The sequence below is a fragment of the Pseudomonas entomophila L48 genome (genome assembly GCF_000026105.1).
Classification (GTDB): domain Bacteria; phylum Pseudomonadota; class Gammaproteobacteria; order Pseudomonadales; family Pseudomonadaceae; genus Aquipseudomonas; species Aquipseudomonas entomophila.
Map to the genome: position 1 here is coordinate 2961496 of NC_008027.1, position 21141 is coordinate 2982636.

Consider the following 21141-nt stretch of genomic DNA (forward strand, 5'->3'; position numbering starts at 1 on the left):
TACATCGGTGCATGGCAGGCCCGAAACAAACCTGTAGGAGCGGATTCATCCGCGATGCGCCGCGTAGACGGCGCTCGGTCTCACAGGCGCAAGAAAACTATCCACGGACACTAGCCCCATTCCCCAATGCTGGGTCTACCCGCCCACCTGCACTACCAGCCACGAACATTCAACAGACCACTGAAACCCTTGTCCCAGAGCCTCTGATAAAGCCTGCCAAAAACCTGGCACAACTGTTGCCGATCCCTCCCCAGACGCCCCATCCCCTGGGCCCGTTCGCAGGAGGAAGCGAGTCATGCACCGACCCAAACCCCATCCGCTGGCCGTGGCGATCTTCGCCGGCCTGCTCCAGCTCCCGGCCCAGGCTGCGCTGTACGCGGTCGACAGCGGGCCCTACACCCTACCCAACGGCAAGTTCCCGGCCTGGTTCCAGGACAGCCATGGCCGCACCCTCGACCTGTGCCTGACCAAGGCCGTGAGCTCGCGGGTGGCCGGTGCCCCCGGCGCGCCGTCGTACATGTGCACGCTGCTGCCCACCCCCGGGGTGTTCGACGACACCCAGCCCATCGTCTTCCCCAGCAACTTCCCCGACGAAGCGTTCTGGTTCACCGCCGACGCCGCGCTCGTCGAAGCCGCCCGCGGCATCGACCTGGGCTACGTCTCGGCCATCGAGGCGGCGTTCAGCGCCGAAGAGCCGGTGGATGGCGACCAGGTCAGCTTCGCCCGGGTGCGCATCCGCGTCGATGTGCCGGTGGCCGGCACCTACGTGATCACCCACCCCTATGGCGTGGAGGTGTTCGACGTACAGACCCCGGGGCGCCGGGCGATCAACATGACCCGAGATATCGGCATCGGCTCGCCGGGCGACCATACCGGCGCACTCAAAGGCGATATCGGGCCGTTCCTGCGCAGCGTCAACGGCCCCTATACCGAAACCAACCCCACTAACGGCGCGAGCGAGCGCTTCGTCGGCGACCCGAACCTGTCGGAGCCGGTCACCGGCAGCCCGTTCAACACCAACTTCGTGCGCATCGAGGGCCCCAATGGCCTGGACCTGCGCACCGAACTGTTCGCGGTGTCCGGCAAGCTGTCCACGGTCACCCGCCCCACCCCGCTGATCCCGCAGCGCAGCACCTATTCGCGGCACACCGAGAACGGCGACCTGCGCGCCCAGCAGGACGTGTTCGTGATGGCGCCCCCGGCGCCGGCCACGGTGACGCTGTCCAGCCAGAACCCGGCGCTGCCCCTGGCTGAAGCCAACGGCACCGGCGCCTGGTACGCACAGTCGGTGCTCAACCCGACCCTGCCGCTGACCCTGCAGGTGACCGCCGACAACAGCCTGGCCATCGCCAGCAGCACGCCGACCACGGCGCCAATGCCGCTGACCGACCTGGTGGTGATCAGCCGCGCCGAGTACAGCCTGGCCAGCGGCCAGCTGACCCTGGTGGCCAGCAGCAGCGACGAGACCAGCCCGCCCGCGCTCACCGCCCGCACCGGCAACGGCACCCTGATCGGCAGCCTGAGCGGCAACGGCGCGGTGAAAACACTGACCACCGGGCTGTCGCCCATTCCGCCGGCCAAGGTGCAGGTCACCAGCGCCAACGGCGGCAGCGACAGCGAAGACGTGGTGCTGGTGCCATGAACAGATTCCTGGGAGGCAGCATGAACATCTGGTCACGCCGGGCGCTGTGCGCCGCCGGTTTCACCCTCTCCGTGAGCAGCGCCGCCTGGGCCGCGCTGACCGAGGTCGACCCGGGCCCCTACACCTTCGCCACCGGGGGCTACCCCATGTGGTACAAGGACGCCACCAACCTGTCGCTGGAGCTGTGCCAGTCGCGCGCCACCAGCACCCGTGCCCCGGGTGCGCCCGGGGCGCCGGCCTATCTGTGCACCCTGCTGCCCGAGCCCGGCGTCTATGACGATGCCCTGCCGCTGGTGTTCCCCGACAACTGGCCGCCGGAGATGTTCTGGTTCCTCGCCGAGACCGAGATCCCGGCGGTGGGCAACAGCGGCTATGAGCTGGAGGTCTATGTCGCCGGACTGGAAGCGGCCTTCGCCGCCGAAAACCCGGTCGACGGCGACCAGCAGAGCTTCGCCCGCATTCGCATCCGCGCCTCGATACCGCAAGCCGGCACCTACACCATCACCCACCCCTACGGCGTGGAGACCGTCACCGTCGCCGCCAACCAGGTGGGCCGCCGCGCCATCAACATCACCCGCGACATCGGCATCGGCGCCCCCGGCAACTTCAGCGGCGCGCTGAACGGCAACCTCGGCCCATTCCTGCGCGGGGTCGGCGGCCCTTATACCGCGGTCAACCCCGACACCGGCGCCACCGAGACCTTCATCGGCGACCCGAACATCACCGAAGCGGTGACCGGCAGCCCGAACAACACCAACTTCGTGCGCATCCAGGGGCCGGCCGGGACGATCCAGACCAATGTCTTCACGGTCTCCGGCAAAGTCCTCGACGCCCGCCTGCAGACCCCGGTGCAACTCGAACGCGCCACCTACCAACGCAATGGCGCCGGTACCCGCGTCGAGGTGTTCGCCAAGGCCCCGAACAACGCCAGCCTGTGCCTGCGCAATGGCCTGGCACTGGTCGGCTCGCCGCCCTCTCCGTGCCAGTTCAGCCTGCTCGCCGACAACAACGGGTTGTTCTTCAGCCAACAGCTGAGCCAGGCGGTACCGCCGTCGGTGGTGGTGGTCACCGCCAGCGACCCCACCGGCACCACACGCCCGACGGCACTGTCGAGCAAACTCAGCGATGCAGTGCGGGTCACCAACGCACGCTACGACTGGGCCACCAAACGGTTACTGATCGAAGCCCGTTCCAGCGACGAAGTGCTGGTGCCCGACCTGCTGGTACAGGGCTTCGGCCGCATGTCCAAGTCTGGTGTGCAGCAGAGCCTGACGGTCAACGACCTGGCCCAGCCGCCGGCCAGCATCACCGTCAAGTCCGCCCACGGCGGCATGGACGTGGAACCTGTGGTGGTGGTTGGCAACGCCCCGGTGCAAGCCGCCAACCAGCCACCCGTGGCCCAGGCCGACAGCGGCGCCACCAGTGTCGGGGTGCCCATCACCCTCAACCTGCTGGCCAACGACAGTGATCCCGATGGCAATGTGCCGCTGAGCATCAGCGACCTCACCCAGCCCGGTACCGGCCTGGGTGGCGTGGTGCTGAACGGCACCACCGCGGTGACCTACACCCCACCAGCCGGAGCCACCACGCCGCTGGTAGCCACCTTCAGCTACCGTGCCATGGACGCCAAGGGCCTGAAGTCGACCCCGGCGACGGTGACCGTCAACGTGGCGCCCAACCAGCCGCCGACCGCGGTGGCCGACAGCGCCGCCACCCTCGGCGTGCCACTGACCATCAACGCCCTGGCCAACGACACCGACCCGGAAGGCAACCTGCCGCTGGCCATCGCCAGCGTCACCCAGCCGACCCCGGCCGGTCGCGGCACCGTCAGTACCGACGGCAGCGTGATCACCTACACGCCACCGGCCACGGTCACCGCGGCATTCACCACCAGCTTCAGCTACGTCGCCCGGGATGCCCTCGGTGCGTTGTCCAGCCCCGGCACGGTCACCGTGCAGGTGTCGCCACGGCCCGCCCAGGAGACCTTCGCGGTCACCGCGGCCACGGTCACGGCGCGCTCGAACAACCGCTACAACTGGGACATCAGCGGCACTTCGTCGGTGACCACAGGCAACACCATCACGGTGCGGGTGACCACCACCACCGGCGTGCAAACCCTGGGCACCACCACCGTGCCGGTGACCGGCCGCTGGCGCCTGGCGGTGAGCAACAGCACCACGGCGATTCCGACCGCCAACCCGACGGCGACGGTGACCAGCAGCCAGGGCACCACGCGCACCGTCAACGTGACCGTGCAATAGGCCAGGGAGAACGCCATGCCACGCCTGCCCACCCTGTTGCTGTGCCTGGCCCTCATCGGCCAGGCACACGCCGACGACCTGATGGACAACGCCGACCTCGCAGCCGGCAACGACCTCGGCGAGCCGCTGCTGGTGCGCCTGCTGCCGGTGGGCAGTGGCCAGGCGGCAGTGATCGAACAACAGGGCAACGGCAACCGCGCGGCCCTCGACCAGAACGGCCAGGCCCTGCTGGGCCGCATCGTCCAGGCCGGGGGCGCGCAGGAAGCCTACATCCTGCAGGAAGGCAGCGACCTGATGGCCACGATCAGCCAGCAGGGCTACGGCAACAGCGCGACGATCCGCCAGAGCGGCAGCGGCAACAGCGCCGCCATCGAGCAGATCGGCAACCAGAACAGCGCCACCATCGACCAGCGCGGCACGGGGCTGAACAGCAGCGTGACCCAGGCCGGCAATGGCCAGCACATCCACATCACCCAATACCGTTAGCAGACCTGGAGGCACCACCATGAACAAGCTCGCCCCCCTGAGCGCCGCCATTGTCCTGGCCCTGGCCGGCCAGGCCATGGCCGCCGACAGCAGCTCGACCCAGAACCAGCAGGGCAACAAGAACATCGCCGAAGTGAAACAGACCCTGGCGCCGTTCGCCTCGGCCACCCAGGACCAGACCGGCCACGACCACAACCACATGGCCGTGCAGGACAGCAGCACCAGCCACATCCAGCAAGGCGCCAGCGGCGCGTTCAACGCCGGCTACGCCGAGCAGTTGTTCGAAAACGGCAGCCAGATCACCCAGCAGGCCGGCGGCACCCTCAACGACGCCTTCGCCAGCCAGTCGGTGGGCGAGAACAACCAGGCCCTGCAGGTGCAGGACGGCACGGGCAATCATTCGATCATCTGGCAGGACACCCAGCTGGGCAGCCAGGCCACCACCTTGCAGTCGGGCCAGCGCAACGACGCCACCGTCGAGCAGTTGTTCGGCGGCAGCAACAACAAGAGCCTGGTCATGCAGGCCGGCAGCGACAACCAGGCGGCCGCCGAGCACCTGACCCACAACAACGGCGATATCGCCATCTACCAGGACGGCAAGCAGAACTGGGCCTACGGCGACCAGCGCGACGGCCTGGGCGGCACCATCGGCATCAGCCAGTACGGCACCGGGCACTCGGTGGAGGTATGGCAGGACAACCAGGCCGCCAGCCAGGCCAACGTCTACCAGACCGGGCAGCTCAACGAGGGTTACATCGACCAGAGTTTCGGCCAGGGCAACAGTGCCAGCCTGAGCCAGAATGGGCGGGCCAACGCCAGCTGGTCGGACCAGTTCGAGAGCAACCAGTCGGTGACCAGCATCAGCCAGACTGGCAACAACAACCTGCACTTCACCTACCAGACCGGCGACAACCACAGCCTGAGCATCGATACCACAGGCAACGGCAACAAGATCATGGCCAGCAACTGGAAGGGCGATAAGTCTGGCGGGCAGTTCGGCGACAGCCAACGGGCGGTGGTCAACCAGGCGGGCAATGGCAACAGTGTCAACTTCGAGCAGAAAGGCAGCAGCCAACTGGCCCGCTTGAACCAGAACGGCAACCGCAACCAGATGGAGACCAAACAGGCCGACAGCAACAACGAGCTGTACTTCGAGCAGAACGGCAGCGACAACCTGCTGATCGCCGACCAGCGGGGCAGCGGGAACTATGCCGAGGGCGTGGCAGCCGGCAATGGCGGCACCGTGACCCTGGATCAATCGGGCAGTGGCAACCAGAGCTTCACCTACCAGCTCTATGGCAGTGGCAACCAGGCGACCGTGAAGCAGGCCGACGGGGTCAATGTCGCCTATGTGACCCAGGGCGGTAATGGCAACCAGGCGTTTGTCGACCAGAGCGGGGCCAGTCAGACAGCGACCATTACCCAGTTCGGCAATACCAACATGGCGACTGTTACGCAGCAGTGATCTTCTCCCCCTTGGACCGCAGTGCCCGGGTTTCCTGGTGCTGCGGTTCTTTCTTCACAGGGTTCGTCGGGCGCGTTGCAGCGGTCTTGGGATCGAGCGCCGCTCGCGGATGAATCCGCTCCTACAGGTTTTCAACCACCCGCTATACAATCGCCCAACCCAGCCAATCCTCCAGACCATGATCCAGTCCGACCTCGACCTGTTCGGTCCTCAGCCGCAACGCCTGGCCAGCCACACCGTGCTGCTGCCCGGCTTCGCCCTGAAGGACATCGAGCCGCTGCTGGACGCCCTGCGCCCGATCCTGCGCGCCGCGCCGTTTCGCCACATGCACACGCCCGGCGGCCAGCGCATGGCGGTCGCCCTGACCAACTGCGGCGCGCTGGGCTGGGTCAGCGACGAACGCGGCTACCGCTATATCCCCACCGACCCGAAAACCGGCCAGCCGTGGCCCGCCCTGCCAGCGGTTCTGCTGAACCTGGCCAGCCAGGCAGCGGCGGTCGCCGGATTCGAGGGCTTCGTGCCCGACGCCTGCCTGGTCAACCACTACGTGCCTGAAACACGCCTGAGCCTGCATCAGGACCGCGACGAACAGGACTATGGCCACCCGATCGTGTCGATTTCACTGGGGCTGCCGGCCGTGTTTCTGTTTGGCGGCCTGCAGCGAAGTGACCGCACCCAGCGCATCCCCCTGAACCACGGGGACGTGCTGGTGTGGGGCGGCGAAGATCGCCTGCGCTTTCACGGGGTATTGCCGATCAAGCCCGGTGTGCACCCTCGCCTGGGTGAGCGGCGCATCAACCTGACCCTGCGCAAGGCCGGATAGCGGCACAGCTCCCTGTAGGAGCCAGCCTTGCTGGCGAAACAAGGCGCAGCCTTGTCGGGGCCCCCTTCGCCAGCAAGGCTGGCTCCTACAGGGGGATGGCGGCGTCCTTGAACCACTCCCGGCGCTCATCGAACGCCGCCCGGATCGCCCCAGCCATTACCTGCACCAGCGGATCACCCTCGGTGTCGGCATTGACCGCCAACCACACCCGCCGCCGCATCGGCGCCTGGAACAACCCCGGCAAGGCCAGCAAGCCACGGTCCAGATGCCCCGCGTAATGCGGCAACAGGCCAACGCTGGCACTGCACTTGATCAACTGGCAGTACATCTCATAACCCTGGATGCACGTCACCCCCGCAGCCCGGCCTGCAAGCAGGGCCTGCCACTGGGCAAGCGCGGCAACGCCCTCCTCTCCCTGCCATTGCACCAACATGTAGTCCTGCAGGTCCGCCAAGCTGCCCGGACGATTCGCTTCACGCACATAGCGCTTGGCAATGTGCGGCAGGTACTCGAGGGTGGCCAGGGCCTCGGCAGGCATTTCAAACAAATCGGGGGCGCGCAGATCACCCAACCAAAGCGCCACGTCGACCTCCTGGCCCGGGCTCTGGCGGCCATCGAGGGTGACCACTTCAAGGCGCATCCCCGCGTGTTGGCGCACCAGGTTGATCAGGCTGCGCCCCAGCAAGTCCTGAAGCAGCGGCTCAGTCACCGCAAGGCGAACTGGCGAGATCTGCGCGCGCGCGGGCGCCGGCTCATTGGGCTCACGCGCCTGCAAGGCCAGCAGCAACCGCTCGCCTTGCTGGCTGAGTACCGGCGTGTTGTTGCGGTTGATGAACAGGCCATAGCCCAACCGCGCCTCCAGCACGGCCAGGCGCTTGCGCAGCGCCACTGGTTTGAGATTCAGCCGCCGCGCCGCCTGCATGAAGCAGCCGCAACGGGCGGTGATCACAAAGCAGTCCAGGGTCTGTTCGTCCAGGGCCAACGGCACCTGCGGGCGAACGACGGGCACGGCGGATTCCGGGGCTCGCCCCCGGGACAGGTCGATCGGCATCCCTTGCCTCCCACGGGCCCGACGCCCGGGCCCGGTTTTTCCATGATGGGTCTAGCGGCTGCTCTCCAACACCTGGTTCAACGCTGCGCCATCGATGCTCAGGGTGGCGCTGTCGAACATGCCCTCGACGTAGGCCTTGGCCACCTGCTCCTGGCGCTGGGCGCGCAACAACTGGCGCAGGCGCGGCGCAACTTCGTCGAACGTCGCCGCGCGGGCCGGTTGCTGCTCGACCAGCTTGACGATGTGATAGCCCGCTGCGCTCTGCACCGGTTCGCTGACCGTACCTGCCTTGAGCCTGGAGACCACGCCGCGCACCTCCGGCAACAGCTGGGCCAAGGCCTGCAAACCCGTGTCACCGCCGTTGGCGGCCGTGCCGGCATCTTGCGAGTGCTCGCGGGCCAGGGCGGCGAAGTCGGCGTCGCTGGCCTGCGCCTGCTTGGCCAGCGCCTGGGCCTGCTTGCGCACGGCCTCGTCATCCTTGGGGTTCTCCACCCGCAGGAAAATCTGGCTCAGGCGGTAGCGCGCCGGCAACTGCAAGCCGGCCTTGCCGGCCTCGTAGGCTTGCTTGAGCTCGGCATCGCTGGGGTAGTCGTCGGGCACCTTGCTCACCGATTCGAGGTAGTCGCGCAGCACGATCTGCTCGGTGGCGGCACGGGTCTGGGCCTGGATGTCCGGGCGTTGCAGCCACCCCTGGGCTTCGGCCTGCTGGTACAGCGCCTTTTCCGCCAGGCGTGCGCGGATCCAGGCTTCCAGTGCCGGCCGGTCACCGCGCAGGCTGACGCGGGCCTCCTCGGGCAGCTGGGCGAACAACGCCTTGAGCTCGCCGCTGCCGACCTGCTGCTCACCCAGCCGGGCCAGGGTCGGGCCACTGTCGATCGCAGTCTGGAGGGCCGATGCCGCCGGGCGCGCCGCCGCCACCGGCTGGTCACCCGGGCGCAAGGCCAGGGCGACCGCCACCGCGACCAGGGCCAGCGCGCCAGCGCCGGCCCAGAGCGCACGCGCCGTCACGAGGCGCTCACCGCTTCGCTGCCGGTCTGCTCAGCGACGTTGCGGCTGTAGTCGCGCAGGTAGACGATGAACTCCTGCAGCAGGCGATCCCACAGCAGCAGGCTGCCCAGCAGGTGCTTCTCGCTGACGCCATCGGCGACCACCACATCCTTTTCCATCACCAGGAACTCGCCTTGCACCGACAGGCGCGCAAAGCGCCGCGAAGCGTTCCAGCGCTCGGCCAGCCCCGCCGGCAGCTCGCCCTGGATACGCAGGGCGCAACTGAAGGTGAAATCGAGGAACTCGCCCTCCTGCCCCTGTGCACGATTGCCGAAACGTACGGCATAGCCCACGCCCTGGCTGGCACTGAGCAACTGCACCACGGCATTCTGCTCGCTGCGGTTGACCCGGCAGCCGGCGTCCTGCAACAGCTTGGTGAGAGAATCGGCGCTCACGGTTTCGATCAGGGTGACTTCGGTCATGTCTTGCCTTCCTTGTGGTGGTTGAATCGTCACGGGTTGACGCCCTTGGGGGCATCGAACTGGCTTTCGTAGAGTCGATCGCCGTAAGCCTGGGCCAGCTCCTCGAAGCGTACCCGGGCGCCGCCAGCGAAGGGCTGGTGCATCTTCATGACATCGGCGATATCGACCTTCTCGTAGGCGGCCAGCATCTCCTTGGCCACCCCGTACATCTGCTGGTTGCGCGCCTGGCACTGGCTCACCTGGCCGTCACGTTCGGTCAGTTGGGCCTGCAGCGCGGCGCGCTCGCCTTCCTTGCCACGGGCCATGCCCAGCAGGTCTTCGTAGGCTTGCTTGTACTTGTGCAGTTGCTCGTTGCTGCTGGCCACCAGCGCCTGGGCCTGGCTGTGCATGGCTTGCTGCTGGCCGGCCAGTTGCTCGCTCTGGCCGCGCGCCTTGGCCAGCTGCGCGGTCAGCTCACGCACCTGCGCCTGGGCGGCGTCACGTTGCTGCTCGGCGGCCTGGCGGGCGGCGCTGGCCTGGGCCTGCTCGCTCTGCAGGGCCTGCAATTGCTGGGTGGTGCTGCGCAGCTGGGCGCGCAGGCGTTCCTCGAGGGTGTCGGCCGACACCGAGGCCGCCAGGCTCGCGCCCAGGGCCAGCATCAGCCAGGTGCAACGACGGCGATAGGCTCCCTTGTTCATGCCCGTGCTCCTTCCCTAGAACCGCGTGTTGACTTCAAGTTGTAGCACATCGATATCAAACGGCGCGCCGTAGACGGCTTCGCTGCTCAACCAACGGGCTGTGGCGTAGACGTTGTCGGCCAGGCCGTAGTTGCCGCCGAGGAAGTAGCCCTTGGCGTTGGTGCCACCCAAGTGGAAGCTGGAATCGTTGAAACCGTCCGGCAGCGCGTCGGGCTCGATGCGCTTGTAGCCGGCAAACAGGTTCCAGTCGCCCGCCTTGCGCATGTCCAGGGCATTGCCCAGGGTGAACTGGAACATCCAGGCATCACTGCCGCTCTTGATGTTGCCGTTCTCGTCGACGTTGTTGGCCAGCTGGCCGGCCGCGCGCTTGCGCATGTCGCCCTCGTCGTAGGCCAGGTTGTGGACGTAGTTGGCCTGGCTGCGCAGCTTGAAGTCGTGGGGCAGGTCGGCGTCCCACACCAGGTTCAGGTCGAGCAGGTCGAACTCCGAGGCGATCCCCACGAACTGCGGCTGCGGCGTGGCCGCCGGGTTGGCCGGGTTGGGTGTGATGTCGCGCAGCAGGAACAGGGTGTTGCCCTTCTGCATGAAGGTCGGCCGGGTTTCGTCGCTGTCGCAGCCCGGTTGGCCGTTCCACGGTGCGCAGGGGCTGGAGCGCTGGCCTGCGATATCGTCGAAGCGGTAGTAGGCCATGGCGCCCTTGAGTCGGTGGTGGTCGTTGATCGCCCACTTGGCGCCGAGCTGGGCGCCGTACAGCCACTTGTTCTCGCTGTCTTCCTTGTCGAAACCGTTGCTGCTGGCGCTGTCGTCGCTGTACTGCACCGGGAACGCGCCGACGGTGCCGAACAGGCTGAGGTCGCGGTTCAGCGGCTGGTCGAAGATCGCCGCCACGCCGTCGAAGTTGAGGTCGTGGGAGTACAGGATATCGGTGGACATGAACGGGTTGGCGATGCGCCCGCCGGTCAGGGTCAAGCGCTCGCTCGGGCTCCAGCTCACATAGCCCTGGTCGAGCCACAGGTCCTTCTTGCCGAAGCCGCCGCCCAGGTTCTGGGTGGTCGATACCGGGTTGTTGTTCGAACCGGTGGCGATGCGGATGCCCGCCACCCAGTTCTCGGCCAGCTGCGCCTTGAGGCCGAAGCGTGCGCGCAGACGCAAGATGCTGTCGCGATCTTCCCGCGTGTTGAGCAACGGCGGCAGGCTGGAACTGCTGTTGGGATTGACGTCGTAGGGCCCCTTTTCGTTGAGCTTGGCGAAATCGACGATCTCGTTGCTGTTGCCATCGGCGTAGTAGCGCGACTCGCCGCGCAGGCGCAGGTCACCGTCGAAGCTGATGCGCGAAGCCCAGTCGGGGAGTGTGTTGGGCGCGGCCCAGTTCTCCTGCTTGGCGGTGTTCATCACCTCGGCCTTGATCTCATCGCGGATCTGCTGGCGAACGATGGCCGGCACGTATTGCACCCGTACTTCGCCATTGGCCGCCGGGGCCTGGGCGACGATCGGCGCGGCGCTGGTGGCGGCGCGGGCCTGCTGGGCCTCGCGCTCGGCCTGGGCGATCAGCGCGTCGGCCTTGTCCTGCTTGAGCACGCCCTGCTCCACCAGCAGGCGGATCAGGTTGACGGTCGCGTTCTCCGACGGCGCGGCGTGGGCGACGGCCGGACCGACCGCGGTGGCGGCGGCCAGCAGGCCGAGCGCCAGGGTCAATCGGTTCACTGGGCACTTCATGGGTTTGCAACTCCTGTGGGTCAGTCGTGCTTCGTTGTTCATGGCCGGCGCCCCTGCAGGGCGATCTTCACCGGCAACGTCAGGCTGGCGGGCGGGCGCTGGTCGAGGGCCGGCGCCGCACGCAAGGCGGCGACCACCTGGGCGTCCACCTCGGGCTCGCCGCTGCCGCGCAGCAGCTCGACGCGGGTGATCTCGCCGGCGGCGCTGAGCCAGATCTCGGCCTGCAGGTTGAACACCAGGTTGCGCAGCTCGGGGTTGTCGCGCAGCAGGCGCTGGAAGGCGTAGGCCAGGTACTGGCTGTAGGTGCCGTTGCCCAAGCCCCCACCGCCGCCACCGGCCATGCCGCCGCCCTTGCCGGCGCCGACGTTGAAGCTGTCACCCCCCGCCTGTGCGTCGCCGTCCATCTGCATCGGTTCGGCCAGGTCCTGGGCGGGGTCCGGCGCGTCCTCGGCCGGCTTGACCTCCTCGGCCTCGGGCACCGGTTGCGGCTCGACGATCTTCTCCTCGACCGGTGGCTCGGGCTCTTTCGGTGGCTCGGGCGGCGGTGGCGGCGGTGGCGGTGGGGGCGGCGGCAACGGGATGATCGCCGGCACCTTGGGCGCCTCGCGGCGCACCCCGGCCATGTCGTTGGCCCACTGCCACAGCAGCCAGGCCAGGCCCGCGCCCGCCACGGCGAGCACGGCCCAGGTCAGCGGGCGGCGGGGGTTGGCTGTACGTTCCATGCCTGCCCTCACCCCTGGTTCGGCTTGCCGGTAACCAGCCCGACCTGGGCCAGTTCGAGGCGGCGCAGCAGGTCGAGCACCTCGACCACCTTCTGGTACTGCACGCCGGCGTCGCCGCGCACGATCAGCGGGAAGTCCGGGTTGCGCGCCTTCTCGCTGCGCAGGCGGTCCTCCAGCTCCTGCAAGGTCACCGGGTAGGCGTCGAGAAACACCTGGCCTGCGTCGTTGATCGAGATCGCCTTGGTCTTGGGCTGGGCCAGCGACACCGAGGCGCTGGCCTTGGGCAGCTGCACCTGGATGCCCGACACCTGGGCGGTGGCGGTGAGGATGAACATCACCAGCACCACCATCAGCACGTCCACCAGCGGGGTGATGTTGATGCTGTCCACCGCGGCGTCGGCGTCGTCGTCATGGGCGTTGTTCACGGATGCCATGGCTGCCTCCTCACGCCGGGACCGACGGGCTGACGGCACGGCCCTGGGGGCGCTGCGCCGCTTCGCCGGCCTGCCCTTCGCCATGCAGCTCGGCCAGGCGGGTGATGAACTCGTCGACGAACACCCGCATGTCGGCGCCAACCTCGCGATTGCGCGTGGTCAGGCGGTTGTAGCCGAACAGCGCGGGAATCGCGACGAACAAGCCCATGGCGGTGGCCAGCAGCGCGGCGGCCATGCCCGGGGCGATGGCGTTGATGTTCACGTCACCGGCCATGGCCGTGCCGAGGAACACCACCATGATCCCCAGCACGGTGCCCAGCAGGCCGATGTAGGGGCCCCCGGCAATGGCGTTGGACAGGGTCGAGAGTTTGGCTGAAAGCACCTGGTTCTCGCGGGTGCGCACGCCGTCCATGGAGCAGCGGATCGCCTCGATGGTGGCGGCGGACACCAAGGTGGTGTCCGCGCCTTGGGCGCGGCGGGTGCGCAGCTCCTGTACCGCCACCAGGTACAGGCGCCACAGCGACGAGCCCTGCAACCGTTGGTGCAGGCCTTGGTCGTCGGCGAACTGCTCAAGGCGCGTGCCCACCGTGGCGAAGTGTTCGCGGAACTGCGCGTTGGCCGCGGTGACCCGGCTCAGGGCGCGCTGCTTGCGCAGCATGATCACCCACGACTGCACCATCATCAGCACCAGCACGGCGATGATCACCCAGGCATCGACCGGCACCGCCTTGAGCAGGAAGCCCAGGCTGCCGAAGCCGAAGCCCGACTGCTCTTCATCGGCGCCATAGGCCACCAGGCGCGACTCGGCGCCCTGGGCCAGCGCATCCGCTTGCAGGCTGGCCTGGCTGCGAGCCACGCGGGAGATGCGCAGCTCATCCAGCGCGCCGACGAAGGGGGCGAAGCCGCTGGCAGGCGTGCCTTCGCTGGCGGGCAGGTCGCCACCGATGCCCACCGCGCCAGTGAATGCCGCCAGGCTGGCAGCCAGGCGGGCCACAGGCTGGCCATCGACCAGCAGGCTCAGGCTGCCACCCTCGCCCACCAGGGCCAGGTGCTGCCACTGGCCGGCCGTCAGCGCCTGGTTGGCGCTGACGCGCTGGCCATCCACCTCGACAAAGGCCACGCCCTGGGCCAGGCCCAGCAGCAAGCTGTGCCCCGCCTCGCGCCGGGCCAGCAGCAGCTGTTCGCCCACCGCCTGGTCCTGGCGCAGCCAGGTGCTGAAGGTGAAGGCCGCGCTGGCCGGCAATTGCAGCGAAGCACTGGCCGGTAGTTGCAGGGCCTGGCCGCCGAGCTGAATGGCCCGGCCGATTACACCGTCGACCGCCACGGCCTGGCCTTGCAGTTGATTGCCGTAAGGGCTGGCATCGCGCGGGCTGGTGCCGTCGAAGTGGTACAGCGCGGTGTAGTCGGCGTCGAAGCTGGGCTGGCCGTTGGCGGCCTGGGCCTTGGCGTTGCCGTAGTACATCCACAGGTCCTGGCGCTGGCCGGGCTCGATGCGCGGCACGTCGACCCAGATCAGGGCCATGCCCATCAGCGGGTCGAACTGCTCGATATGGTGGTTGAGCACGGTCTTGTCGTCGGCGCCGACGAAGCGAATGTCCGCGCCGGTCTCGCTGACACCATCGAAGGTGAAGTTGCCGGTGTGCAGGCGCACCAGCAAAGCAGTGCGGCCCAGCGCCTGGGTCAGGCCTGCGCCTTGCGGGGTGGTGTCCACGGCAATCTGCTTGCGGTACAGCCAGTCGTCCTGCCACCAGGCGCTGGCGCTGCCCGGCAGGGCGAAGCCCAGGCACAGCAGCAGGGTCAATATCAGGCGTTGCATGAGGGCTCTCCAGGGCGATGCCGGTCGGGGTTCAGAAAGTCGCCTGCACACTGAAGTGCACGCGCGAGTCGTTCTTGTCGGTGTTGGGGGCGTCCTTCAAGGGCACGGCCCAGTCGAGGCTGCCGGACAGCCAGTCGTTGAGCGTGGCGCGGGTGCCCACGCCGACGCTGGCCAGGCTGTAACGATCGTCCTGTTCGGGCAGGGCGTCCTGCAGGCGCAGCTGGGCGCCCTCGGCGAACAGGTAGAAGCGCCAGTCGCTGATGTAGCTGCCGACATAGCGGCCCAGGGAGGGGGTGCGCAGTTCCTGGGACAGCAGCACGCCGTCGTCGCCGGTGCGCTCGGCGGCCAGATAGCCGCGCACCGAGGTGGCGCCGCCGGCGGCGAACTGCTCGTTCGACACCAGTGGCCCGGAGGCCAGTTGGAAGGCCAGCTTCGAGGCGCTCTGCCATTGCCCGGCGAAGTCGAAGGTGTAGCTGGCGTCGCCCTTGAGCGCGGCGAAGCTCGAGTTGGCGCGGTAGCGCTTGTAGTCGAACGCCTGGTCGTCGCTGTTGTACCCCAGCAGCCCACGGGTGCCGGCCACCAGGCTCAGGCCCAGGCTCAGCTGGTCGTGCTCGGTGAAGCGGTAGCCGTTGTAGCCCAGGGTGATGGGCGAGTACTTGAGCGGGACCTTGTCGTGGTTGCCGCCCAGGGCGACCTTCTCGTCGAAGTCCTTGAAGTCGATGCCGATCGACAGCGCGTTGGCCCAGGCGCCGACACCCGGCAGGTTGTAGATCGCGGACACACCGTAGGAGTGGCCCTTGCCCAACACGTTGGTGCCGCCCACGGTGGCCACGTTGCTGTCGGAGTGGTAGCCGGAGAACTGCAGCGTCCAGCGTTCATTGAGCGGTGCGGCGTAGGAACCGGACCAGACCTGGGCGTTGTCACGGTCCTCGGGCGCGGTGAACCAGGTCAACGACACGCTGTGCCCGGCTTGCCAGAGGTTGTTGTAACCAAGGCTGACGACGCTGCGCAGCTTCTCGGTGTCGGCGCTGTGGTCGTTGTTCAACCCCAGGCTCAGGTTCCAGGGCTGCTTGTCCTCGACCTGCAGGTCGACGTCCATGGTGCCCGGGCGCTGGCCCTCGCGCACCAGTGGCAGCACCTGGCGCCCCGGCGTTCGGTTGAGGGTAGCCAGTTCGTTCTGCACCTGGGCGAAATCGGGCACCTTGCCCTCCTCCAGCGCCGGCACCTGCTCGCGGATCTCCACCGGCGAATAGTGCTTGGCCCCGACCACGCGTACCCGGCCGACCTTGGTCTCGGTGACCTGCAGGTAGACCACCCCGCCCTCGACCTTCTGCTCCGGCAGCTCGACGAACACCGACTGGTAGCCCCGGGCCTGGTAGCTTTTCTGCAGCGCCTCGCGGGCGCCCTCGAGGTCGGCCAGGGTTCGGTCCGGGCCGAGGTACGGGTACACCGCCGCCTCGATGGCCTGGGCGTCGAGCACGGTGTTGCCGCGCACCACGTACTCGTTGATCTCGACCCGGCGTTCAGGCTCGTTGGCAAGCGCCGTGGCGGACAGCAGGCACAGCAGTGCCCCTGCGCCCATGCCGCATCGTTTGAAGAAAAAGTGCTCCACACCGCCCCCTTGAGCGCCAGGAATTCGTTGGGTTTCTAGTGGTTGTGATCGGGCGTGCCCGGCCCGTGGTGACGGGCCAGCCAGCTGTGCAGCAGGGCCAGATTGAGACTGAATTCCGGCACCGCCTGCAGGCTGGCGCCGAGCACTTCATCGACCATGCGCTGCAACAGCGACACCGCCATGGCGCTGCTTAGCAGCAGCCCGAGGTCGTGGCTGAACAGGTTGAAGTTCCACACCCGCGACTTGAGCTCCAGGCCTGCGAACCAGCGGAACAGCAGGTTGTAGTTGAGTTGTTCGTAGAGCTGCTTCTCGCTGGGCACCGAATACAGCAGTTGCAACAGCAGCACATGCATCAGGGTGTGCGGGGCAATGGTCATGCCCTGCTGCTCGGCCAGCAGCGCCAGCGGCGCCTGGTACTCACCCAGCAGCGTTTCGATGCGCGGCTTGAGCAGGGCCAGCGAATGCCCCGGCGGCACGCAGCTGGCCACCTCGCGCAGGGCGCCCTGCCAATCTTCCTGGGAGACGATCCACACCCACGGCGCGCCGTAGCGGTACACCGAGACCGGCTGCTTGCGCGCCGCCTCGACGATCTTCGCCAGGCGCTGGTCGAGCTCCTGCATCCCCACTTTGGTGTAGCGTTCCACAGTTCCCATCGCCCCACTCCCCGCCCGCTCCTACGGTGCATCCGGCCCGTGGGCCAGACGCGTCGTCCGTGTCCATGGCTTTGACGGAGATGGCGCTTTGCTACCGAACTTTTGTCATGAAAGGTTCATCAGTGAGCGTATTTGGCGGGATTGTTGTGGCGACCATGAGATCGAGCGCCGCGCGGGCGGCGCTCGATCTAAAGGGCGAAGCAAGGCCATCGCCGGGCACCTGGCCGCTCTTGCGCGATCAAAAGCCCGACCGTGCCAGGGCCGGGCCTGAAGGAGACATCGGCGGAGGCCGCTTCGCCAGCAAGGCTGGCTCCTACAGGTGCGCGGCGTTCTCTCGATACATCATCGTGCAGGCAATGCCCGCACAACCAGGTTGTCCAGCACCACCTGGCTGTCGTCCTCCTCCGTGTCGACCGTGACGATCACCACTTCCGGGCCATCGATGATGAATTCCTTGGTGCCATAGTGCATGTCGCCAGGCCCATCCTCGAACAGCTCTTCGTGCTCCTGGGCAATCTCCCGCGTCATGCCGCAATAGCTGTTGCAACCCCACGAAAAGCTCACCAGCCGGCGCCCGGCCCCCTCAAGGACGAACCGAATCGTCGAGTTTGCCTCCAGGTGCTTGCCCTTGATCCGGCCTTCGCTCGCTTCATGGGGTTTGTCACTCACACCTCGGTTGTCACGGTTCAATGTGAACTCAACCCCATTCGACTCGACCCTCGCGTACGGCCCCACGGCCAACGCCTCGAAGTCCACGGTCGGGGTGGGCGTCGGTTGGCCCAACGCCTGGTCCCGCGGCTCATAGCTGAAGACCGCACGCTCACCCCTGTCGCCGGGAAACTTCACCCGCACGACCGGTATCGGCGGGCCGTACTGGTACGCATAACGAATCTGATCGAACTGTGCCTTCGCCAAAGCATCCCGCTCGCCTTCGACGTAGAAGAACGAGTGCAAGGGCAGCCGCCCACCCTGCCCCGGTTCCCAGACACGCAGCAGCACTTCGTTGTTGATGGGCCAGAACGCGTCGGCCAGCCCTCCACGCGCCTGCACCGACTTCTGGAAAGCGCTGGCCGCAGTGGCGGGCTCAGTGCGCAGGTCCCAACCACATACACGGTAGTTGCTCGCTTCGGGATACCTGTCCAGCCATTGCCGCGCCGATTCCACGCCCAGCGCCTGGCAGGTGTCGGTGGTGGTTTCATAACCGGCGATCGGGCCACACCCCTGCAAGGTCGGCCGTTGATTGGTGTTGGCATTGATCGGGAAGGTACACAGCACGTCGAGATCGTCGAGCTTGCCCTCTGGCGCCTCCAGGGGCGGATACAGGATCAGCCCGTTGAGGTTGCCGAAGGGTTTGCCGAACGTGCTGTCGTGGCGTATCCACGAGAACGCGACGCTGCCTTTTTCAATCTGACCGGCGCTCGGCTCCCAAGGCTGGACACCGGGGTTGCTGGCGGTGGTGCGCAGCGCGACGCCACTGCAGCGATAGCTGGGGCTGTCCGCGCCTGCGCAATCCTGAACCGAGCTTTCGTACCATCGCCTGAGTTCGAAGGCGGCCAGTTGCCCACGTTGGTCGAGGCTGAGGTGCGGTGATGGGTACGTGGCACAACCACTGATGACCACCACCAGCAGCAAACACAACTTGTACATGGGGATACCCCTGGCATTGAAATGTCGGGGTATTTGCCCATACACCCTGCCCAGGCGCCACTGGCAGAAATGACAGGTCCGACGCGAAACCCTGTTGCCGGCAGTACCGCCTAGGGTTGCTGATATTGACTCAGGTACTTGTCCAGCAGCGCCTTGTCCCCTGCCCCGTCCGCCGCCACCTGCCACAGCCGCCGCTCGATGCCCTGGGCCAGCAGGTGCCCCACCGCCGCCTCGATCGCCGACAGCACGCACAGCTGCGCCGGCTCGTTGGTGGTGTAGCCCACTTCGGCCTCGAGCAGCTTCTTGAACTCGATGAACTTGAACACCCCGGCGCTGCGCCCGACCGAATAGATGGTCTTGCTGGTCATCACGTTGGCCAGCACCTGCCCGGTGCGCACGTCCACCGCGCGCAGGTTCACGGTCACCTGGTCGACCCGGTACTCGCGGGATATGTCGATACCCAGGTAGCGGGCGCCCTCGCCGCCGCTGCGCACGTTGGTGTCGTAGGCGATGATGCCGCCTTCGAGCATCAGGTTGGCGGCCTGCAACGGCGGCAACTCGCCCTGGATGTTCTCGGCCACGTCGGGCTTCTTCTGCGAGGCGCGGATGATCTTGCGCTCGGTCAGCAGGTTCTGCAGGCCCTCGCGCTCAAGCACCACGAACCAGCCGCTGGCGTTGAGCGCGTCCATCAGCATGCTCGCCGCGCCCTGGGTGACGCTGGTGGAGAACGAGCTGGCCGGGGTCGGCTTGTACTGCCCGGTCTGGTCGCGGAAGCCGTACACCACGGCCATCAGCCGCCCGCGCGGCCGGGGCATGTTGATCAGGTCGTAGTAGGTCGAGGCCCGTGGCGTCAGGGTCGGCGTCTCGGCGTCCTGTTCGGCGGGCATCGGTTCGCGCAGGCCGCACCCTTGCAGGGCGGCGAGGATCAGCAACGTGCTCAGCAGGCGTTTCATGGTGTTCTCTCCCCAGTCATGGTCCCGTCCCTCTCAGGGGTTCAGGCCGCTCACGTCGATGATCGAGACTTCCCCCGTGGCCCGGTCGGTGACCCGGATGCTTAGGGCCCCGGAGTCGTCGAGCACATCGATCAGGAAGGCGTCGGTGGCCATGCTGCCGCCCTGGCCGTTGCCGATGTTGTCCAGCAACTGCCCCAGCAACCTCGATTCGAGCTGGTTGCTGAAGCGTTCCAGGGCGCTGGTGCCGCTGAACGCCGAGGCGCGGTCCTTGAGGTCCGGGTCATCGTGGTCGTTCTGCGCCTGGGCGTTGTTGAGCAGCCAGGTGCCGTTCAGCGGGTTGCCGCCGAATGCCGGGTTGACCGGCGTGTACACCAGCTCCGTGGCCAGGGCCGGGCCGGCGAGGCTGGCAGCCAGCAGGCAGGCGGCGATACGCAGGGGGGTGTGGGTGCTCATAGCTCGTCCCTCTCCAGGTCGGTGGTGTCCTGCAGCAGCCGTTGCAGCTTGCGCTGGACGATCTGCTGGCGGACCAGGTCCGCGGCCTCGATGGCCTCGTCGTGCAGTTGCGTGGTGTTGGGCGCCAGGAAGCGCCGGTACACCACCTCGCGTTCGTACTCCACGGTCACCAGGCTGCCCCAGCGGGCATCCGGGCGTTCGCGCACCACCAGGTTGAAATCCAGCCGGCTGGTGGCGCGCAGCCGGTCGCTGAAGGCGTAGTAGAAGTCGTGGCCGATGTGCGAGATGGTGTTGTCGACGATGAAGCCCATCATCTCGTCTTCGTCGCCGGCGTGAGCCTGGCCCTGCAACACCAGGCACAGGCACAGGGCGATGGCCAGGCGGTTCATGGCGCATCTCCCGGGCCGTTGTGCCGGCGCGCGCCACCGGCGCCTTCGGCGAAGGCTTGCTCGGCGACGAACTGCCAGTCGCTGTAGTGCTCCAGCCCCTCGAAACCGCTCCATTGGGCATCGAAGCCACTGCGCTTGAGCGGCAGCGCATCGGAGCGGCTGTGCACGCCGGTGATGCGGCCGTCGACCGCGCGCAGCAGGCCCCAGTCGCCGCTGCCGGTCAGCGGGTCGGGGTACAGCCGGCGAATATGCCGGCGTGGCGTGGGGAAGCGGTTGTCCTCGACCAGCTCGCCCAAGTCCTGCGGGTACTGGGCCAGCCCCGGCGAGGCGTGGTAGTAGCTGCGCAGGGCCTGGGCGTACTGGCCGCCCACCCACAGCAGCTGACGCTCGTGCTCGCGCTGGGCACTGGTGGCCCACAGCGTGCCGGTGGCGGCCAGGGCCACGCTGCTGACCGCGATCAGCAGCAGCACGCCCAGGTAGGTGAAACCCGCTTCACCATTCGGCATAGAGGCTGCCATCGCGCGCCCTCCCGCTGGCTCCGCTCTTGATGTCAGCCACGCCGCCCACCACGCCTTCGGGCGGCGGCACCAGCTGCCAGCCATCGCGGCGTTCGCTGATCGGATCGACCGGGGTGTTGCGCAGGTAGCGTTGCTCCACCAGTTGCTCAAGCGAATCGGGGTAATGCCCGGTGTCGCCGTAGTAGTGGTCCAGGGCTTCGCGCAGCACCGCCAGGCTCTGGCGCAGGGTGGCCTCGCGGGACGCCTCCAGGCTGTTGAAGTAGCGCGGCAAGGCGATGGTCATCAGGGTCGCGATGATCGCCATCACCACCAGCAGCTCGATCAGGGTGAAACCTTGGTTGCGTTTCATCACTG

Annotated in this window: 20 protein-coding genes and 1 pseudogene; 5 read left to right on the forward strand and 16 right to left on the reverse strand. The window is 67.4% G+C overall.

Annotated elements, in window-relative coordinates; all coding sequences use genetic code 11:
• Positions 1-295: 295 nt before the first annotated feature.
• From PSEEN_RS13060 to alkB, 5 genes are all read left to right on the forward strand, one after another.
• On the forward strand, positions 296-1642 hold the full coding sequence (locus PSEEN_RS13060; RefSeq protein WP_011533991.1) for a hypothetical protein: 1347 nt from the start codon (positions 296-298) through the stop codon (positions 1640-1642).
• Between the two features lie 20 nt (positions 1643-1662).
• Positions 1663-3903 carry an Ig-like domain-containing protein gene (locus PSEEN_RS13065; RefSeq protein WP_011533992.1) on the forward strand — a complete coding sequence of 747 codons (2241 nt, stop codon included), beginning with the start codon at positions 1663-1665 and terminating at the stop codon, positions 3901-3903.
• A gap of 15 nt (positions 3904-3918) precedes the next feature.
• A complete protein-coding gene (locus tag PSEEN_RS13070) occupies positions 3919-4389 on the forward strand; it encodes a curlin (protein WP_011533993.1) in 471 nt (156 codons plus the stop codon).
• Between the two features lie 19 nt (positions 4390-4408).
• Positions 4409-5854 (forward strand): curlin, encoded by a 1446-nt coding sequence (locus PSEEN_RS13075; RefSeq protein ID WP_011533994.1) that lies wholly within the window; start codon positions 4409-4411, stop codon positions 5852-5854.
• A 178-nt stretch (positions 5855-6032) separates the two neighbouring features.
• Entirely contained in the window at positions 6033-6677 is a 645-nt protein-coding gene (alkB, locus tag PSEEN_RS13080; protein WP_011533995.1) for a DNA oxidative demethylase AlkB, read from the forward strand.
• An 85-nt stretch (positions 6678-6762) separates the two neighbouring features.
• Here the strand turns inward: alkB and PSEEN_RS13085 are convergent, their stop codons facing one another.
• From PSEEN_RS13085 to PSEEN_RS13160, 16 genes and pseudogenes are all read right to left on the reverse strand, one after another.
• A complete protein-coding gene (locus tag PSEEN_RS13085; RefSeq protein WP_162042921.1) occupies positions 6763-7686 on the reverse strand; it encodes a LysR family transcriptional regulator in 924 nt (307 codons plus the stop codon).
• Between the two features lie 93 nt (positions 7687-7779).
• Positions 7780-8736, reverse strand: a complete 957-nt coding sequence (locus tag PSEEN_RS13090) for a peptidylprolyl isomerase (protein ID WP_011533997.1) — start codon at positions 8734-8736, stop codon at positions 7780-7782.
• Positions 8733-9197: a YbjN domain-containing protein gene (locus tag PSEEN_RS13095; protein WP_011533998.1), complete on the reverse strand. Its 465-nt coding sequence runs from the start codon at positions 9195-9197 to the stop codon at positions 8733-8735. The genes PSEEN_RS13090 and PSEEN_RS13095 overlap by 4 nt, the downstream gene beginning before the upstream one ends.
• A 29-nt stretch (positions 9198-9226) precedes the next feature.
• Positions 9227-9874, reverse strand: a complete 648-nt coding sequence (locus tag PSEEN_RS13100) for a hypothetical protein (protein ID WP_011533999.1) — start codon at positions 9872-9874, stop codon at positions 9227-9229.
• 15 nt (positions 9875-9889) lie between these two features.
• On the reverse strand, positions 9890-11590 hold the full coding sequence (locus tag PSEEN_RS13105) for a putative porin (RefSeq protein ID WP_011534000.1): 1701 nt from the start codon (positions 11588-11590) through the stop codon (positions 9890-9892).
• Between the two features lie 38 nt (positions 11591-11628).
• Positions 11629-12312: an energy transducer TonB family protein gene (locus tag PSEEN_RS13110; RefSeq protein WP_044488105.1), complete on the reverse strand. Its 684-nt coding sequence runs from the start codon at positions 12310-12312 to the stop codon at positions 11629-11631.
• An 8-nt stretch (positions 12313-12320) separates the two neighbouring features.
• Entirely contained in the window at positions 12321-12746 is a 426-nt protein-coding gene (locus PSEEN_RS13115; RefSeq protein WP_011534002.1) for an ExbD/TolR family protein, read from the reverse strand.
• Between the two features lie 10 nt (positions 12747-12756).
• Positions 12757-14562: a DUF2341 domain-containing protein gene (locus PSEEN_RS13120; protein WP_011534003.1), complete on the reverse strand. Its 1806-nt coding sequence runs from the start codon at positions 14560-14562 to the stop codon at positions 12757-12759.
• A 31-nt stretch (positions 14563-14593) separates the two neighbouring features.
• The gene (locus PSEEN_RS13125) at positions 14594-16144 is read right to left on the reverse strand and encodes a ShlB/FhaC/HecB family hemolysin secretion/activation protein (protein ID WP_044488107.1); all 1551 of its coding nucleotides are present in this window, start codon (positions 16142-16144) and stop codon (positions 14594-14596) included.
• A 280-nt stretch (positions 16145-16424) separates the two neighbouring features.
• Positions 16425-16827: pseudogene (locus PSEEN_RS27495) on the reverse strand (transposase); the annotation flags it as partial.
• Positions 16828-17169: 342 nt separating this feature from the next.
• Positions 17170-18474: a hypothetical protein gene (locus PSEEN_RS13135; RefSeq protein ID WP_011534006.1), complete on the reverse strand. Its 1305-nt coding sequence runs from the start codon at positions 18472-18474 to the stop codon at positions 17170-17172.
• A 110-nt stretch (positions 18475-18584) separates the two neighbouring features.
• Positions 18585-19427: a CsgG/HfaB family protein gene (locus PSEEN_RS13140; RefSeq protein ID WP_011534007.1), complete on the reverse strand. Its 843-nt coding sequence runs from the start codon at positions 19425-19427 to the stop codon at positions 18585-18587.
• A gap of 33 nt (positions 19428-19460) precedes the next feature.
• On the reverse strand, positions 19461-19880 hold the full coding sequence (locus PSEEN_RS13145) for a curli assembly protein CsgF (protein ID WP_011534008.1): 420 nt from the start codon (positions 19878-19880) through the stop codon (positions 19461-19463).
• Entirely contained in the window at positions 19877-20269 is a 393-nt protein-coding gene (gene csgE / locus PSEEN_RS13150; RefSeq protein ID WP_011534009.1) for a curli production assembly/transport protein CsgE, read from the reverse strand. The genes PSEEN_RS13145 and csgE overlap by 4 nt, the downstream gene beginning before the upstream one ends.
• Positions 20266-20787, reverse strand: coding sequence for a type II secretion system protein (locus PSEEN_RS13155; RefSeq protein WP_044488112.1), 522 nt, complete (start codon positions 20785-20787; stop codon positions 20266-20268). The genes csgE and PSEEN_RS13155 overlap by 4 nt, the downstream gene beginning before the upstream one ends.
• Positions 20762-21136 (reverse strand): type II secretion system protein, encoded by a 375-nt coding sequence (locus PSEEN_RS13160; protein WP_011534011.1) that lies wholly within the window; start codon positions 21134-21136, stop codon positions 20762-20764. The genes PSEEN_RS13155 and PSEEN_RS13160 overlap by 26 nt, the downstream gene beginning before the upstream one ends.
• Positions 21137-21141: the final 5 nt, after the last annotated feature.

What these genes read in the sequence shown, in the direction of transcription:
- PSEEN_RS13065 (WP_011533992.1), top strand. Translation starts at nt 1,663, where the DNA reads ATGAACATCTGGTCACGCCGGGCGCTGTGCGCCGCCGGTTTCACCCTC.
- PSEEN_RS13100 (WP_011533999.1), bottom strand. Translation starts at nt 9,874, where the DNA reads ATGAACAAGGGAGCCTATCGCCGTCGTTGCACCTGGCTGATGCTGGCC.
- PSEEN_RS13135 (WP_011534006.1), bottom strand. Translation starts at nt 18,474, where the DNA reads ATGTACAAGTTGTGTTTGCTGCTGGTGGTGGTCATCAGTGGTTGTGCC.
- PSEEN_RS13115 (WP_011534002.1), bottom strand. Translation starts at nt 12,746, where the DNA reads ATGGCATCCGTGAACAACGCCCATGACGACGACGCCGACGCCGCGGTG.
- PSEEN_RS13110 (WP_044488105.1), bottom strand. Translation starts at nt 12,312, where the DNA reads ATGGAACGTACAGCCAACCCCCGCCGCCCGCTGACCTGGGCCGTGCTC.
- csgE (WP_011534009.1), bottom strand. Translation starts at nt 20,269, where the DNA reads ATGAACCGCCTGGCCATCGCCCTGTGCCTGTGCCTGGTGTTGCAGGGC.
- PSEEN_RS13155 (WP_044488112.1), bottom strand. Translation starts at nt 20,787, where the DNA reads ATGGCAGCCTCTATGCCGAATGGTGAAGCGGGTTTCACCTACCTGGGC.
- PSEEN_RS13060 (WP_011533991.1), top strand. Translation starts at nt 296, where the DNA reads ATGCACCGACCCAAACCCCATCCGCTGGCCGTGGCGATCTTCGCCGGC.
- PSEEN_RS13145 (WP_011534008.1), bottom strand. Translation starts at nt 19,880, where the DNA reads ATGAGCACCCACACCCCCCTGCGTATCGCCGCCTGCCTGCTGGCTGCC.
- PSEEN_RS13160 (WP_011534011.1), bottom strand. Translation starts at nt 21,136, where the DNA reads ATGAAACGCAACCAAGGTTTCACCCTGATCGAGCTGCTGGTGGTGATG.
- PSEEN_RS13095 (WP_011533998.1), bottom strand. Translation starts at nt 9,197, where the DNA reads ATGACCGAAGTCACCCTGATCGAAACCGTGAGCGCCGATTCTCTCACC.
- alkB (WP_011533995.1), top strand. Translation starts at nt 6,033, where the DNA reads ATGATCCAGTCCGACCTCGACCTGTTCGGTCCTCAGCCGCAACGCCTG.
- PSEEN_RS13125 (WP_044488107.1), bottom strand. Translation starts at nt 16,144, where the DNA reads ATGGGCGCAGGGGCACTGCTGTGCCTGCTGTCCGCCACGGCGCTTGCC.
- PSEEN_RS13075 (WP_011533994.1), top strand. Translation starts at nt 4,409, where the DNA reads ATGAACAAGCTCGCCCCCCTGAGCGCCGCCATTGTCCTGGCCCTGGCC.
- PSEEN_RS13120 (WP_011534003.1), bottom strand. Translation starts at nt 14,562, where the DNA reads ATGCAACGCCTGATATTGACCCTGCTGCTGTGCCTGGGCTTCGCCCTG.
- PSEEN_RS13070 (WP_011533993.1), top strand. Translation starts at nt 3,919, where the DNA reads ATGCCACGCCTGCCCACCCTGTTGCTGTGCCTGGCCCTCATCGGCCAG.
- PSEEN_RS13140 (WP_011534007.1), bottom strand. Translation starts at nt 19,427, where the DNA reads ATGAAACGCCTGCTGAGCACGTTGCTGATCCTCGCCGCCCTGCAAGGG.
- PSEEN_RS13105 (WP_011534000.1), bottom strand. Translation starts at nt 11,590, where the DNA reads ATGAAGTGCCCAGTGAACCGATTGACCCTGGCGCTCGGCCTGCTGGCC.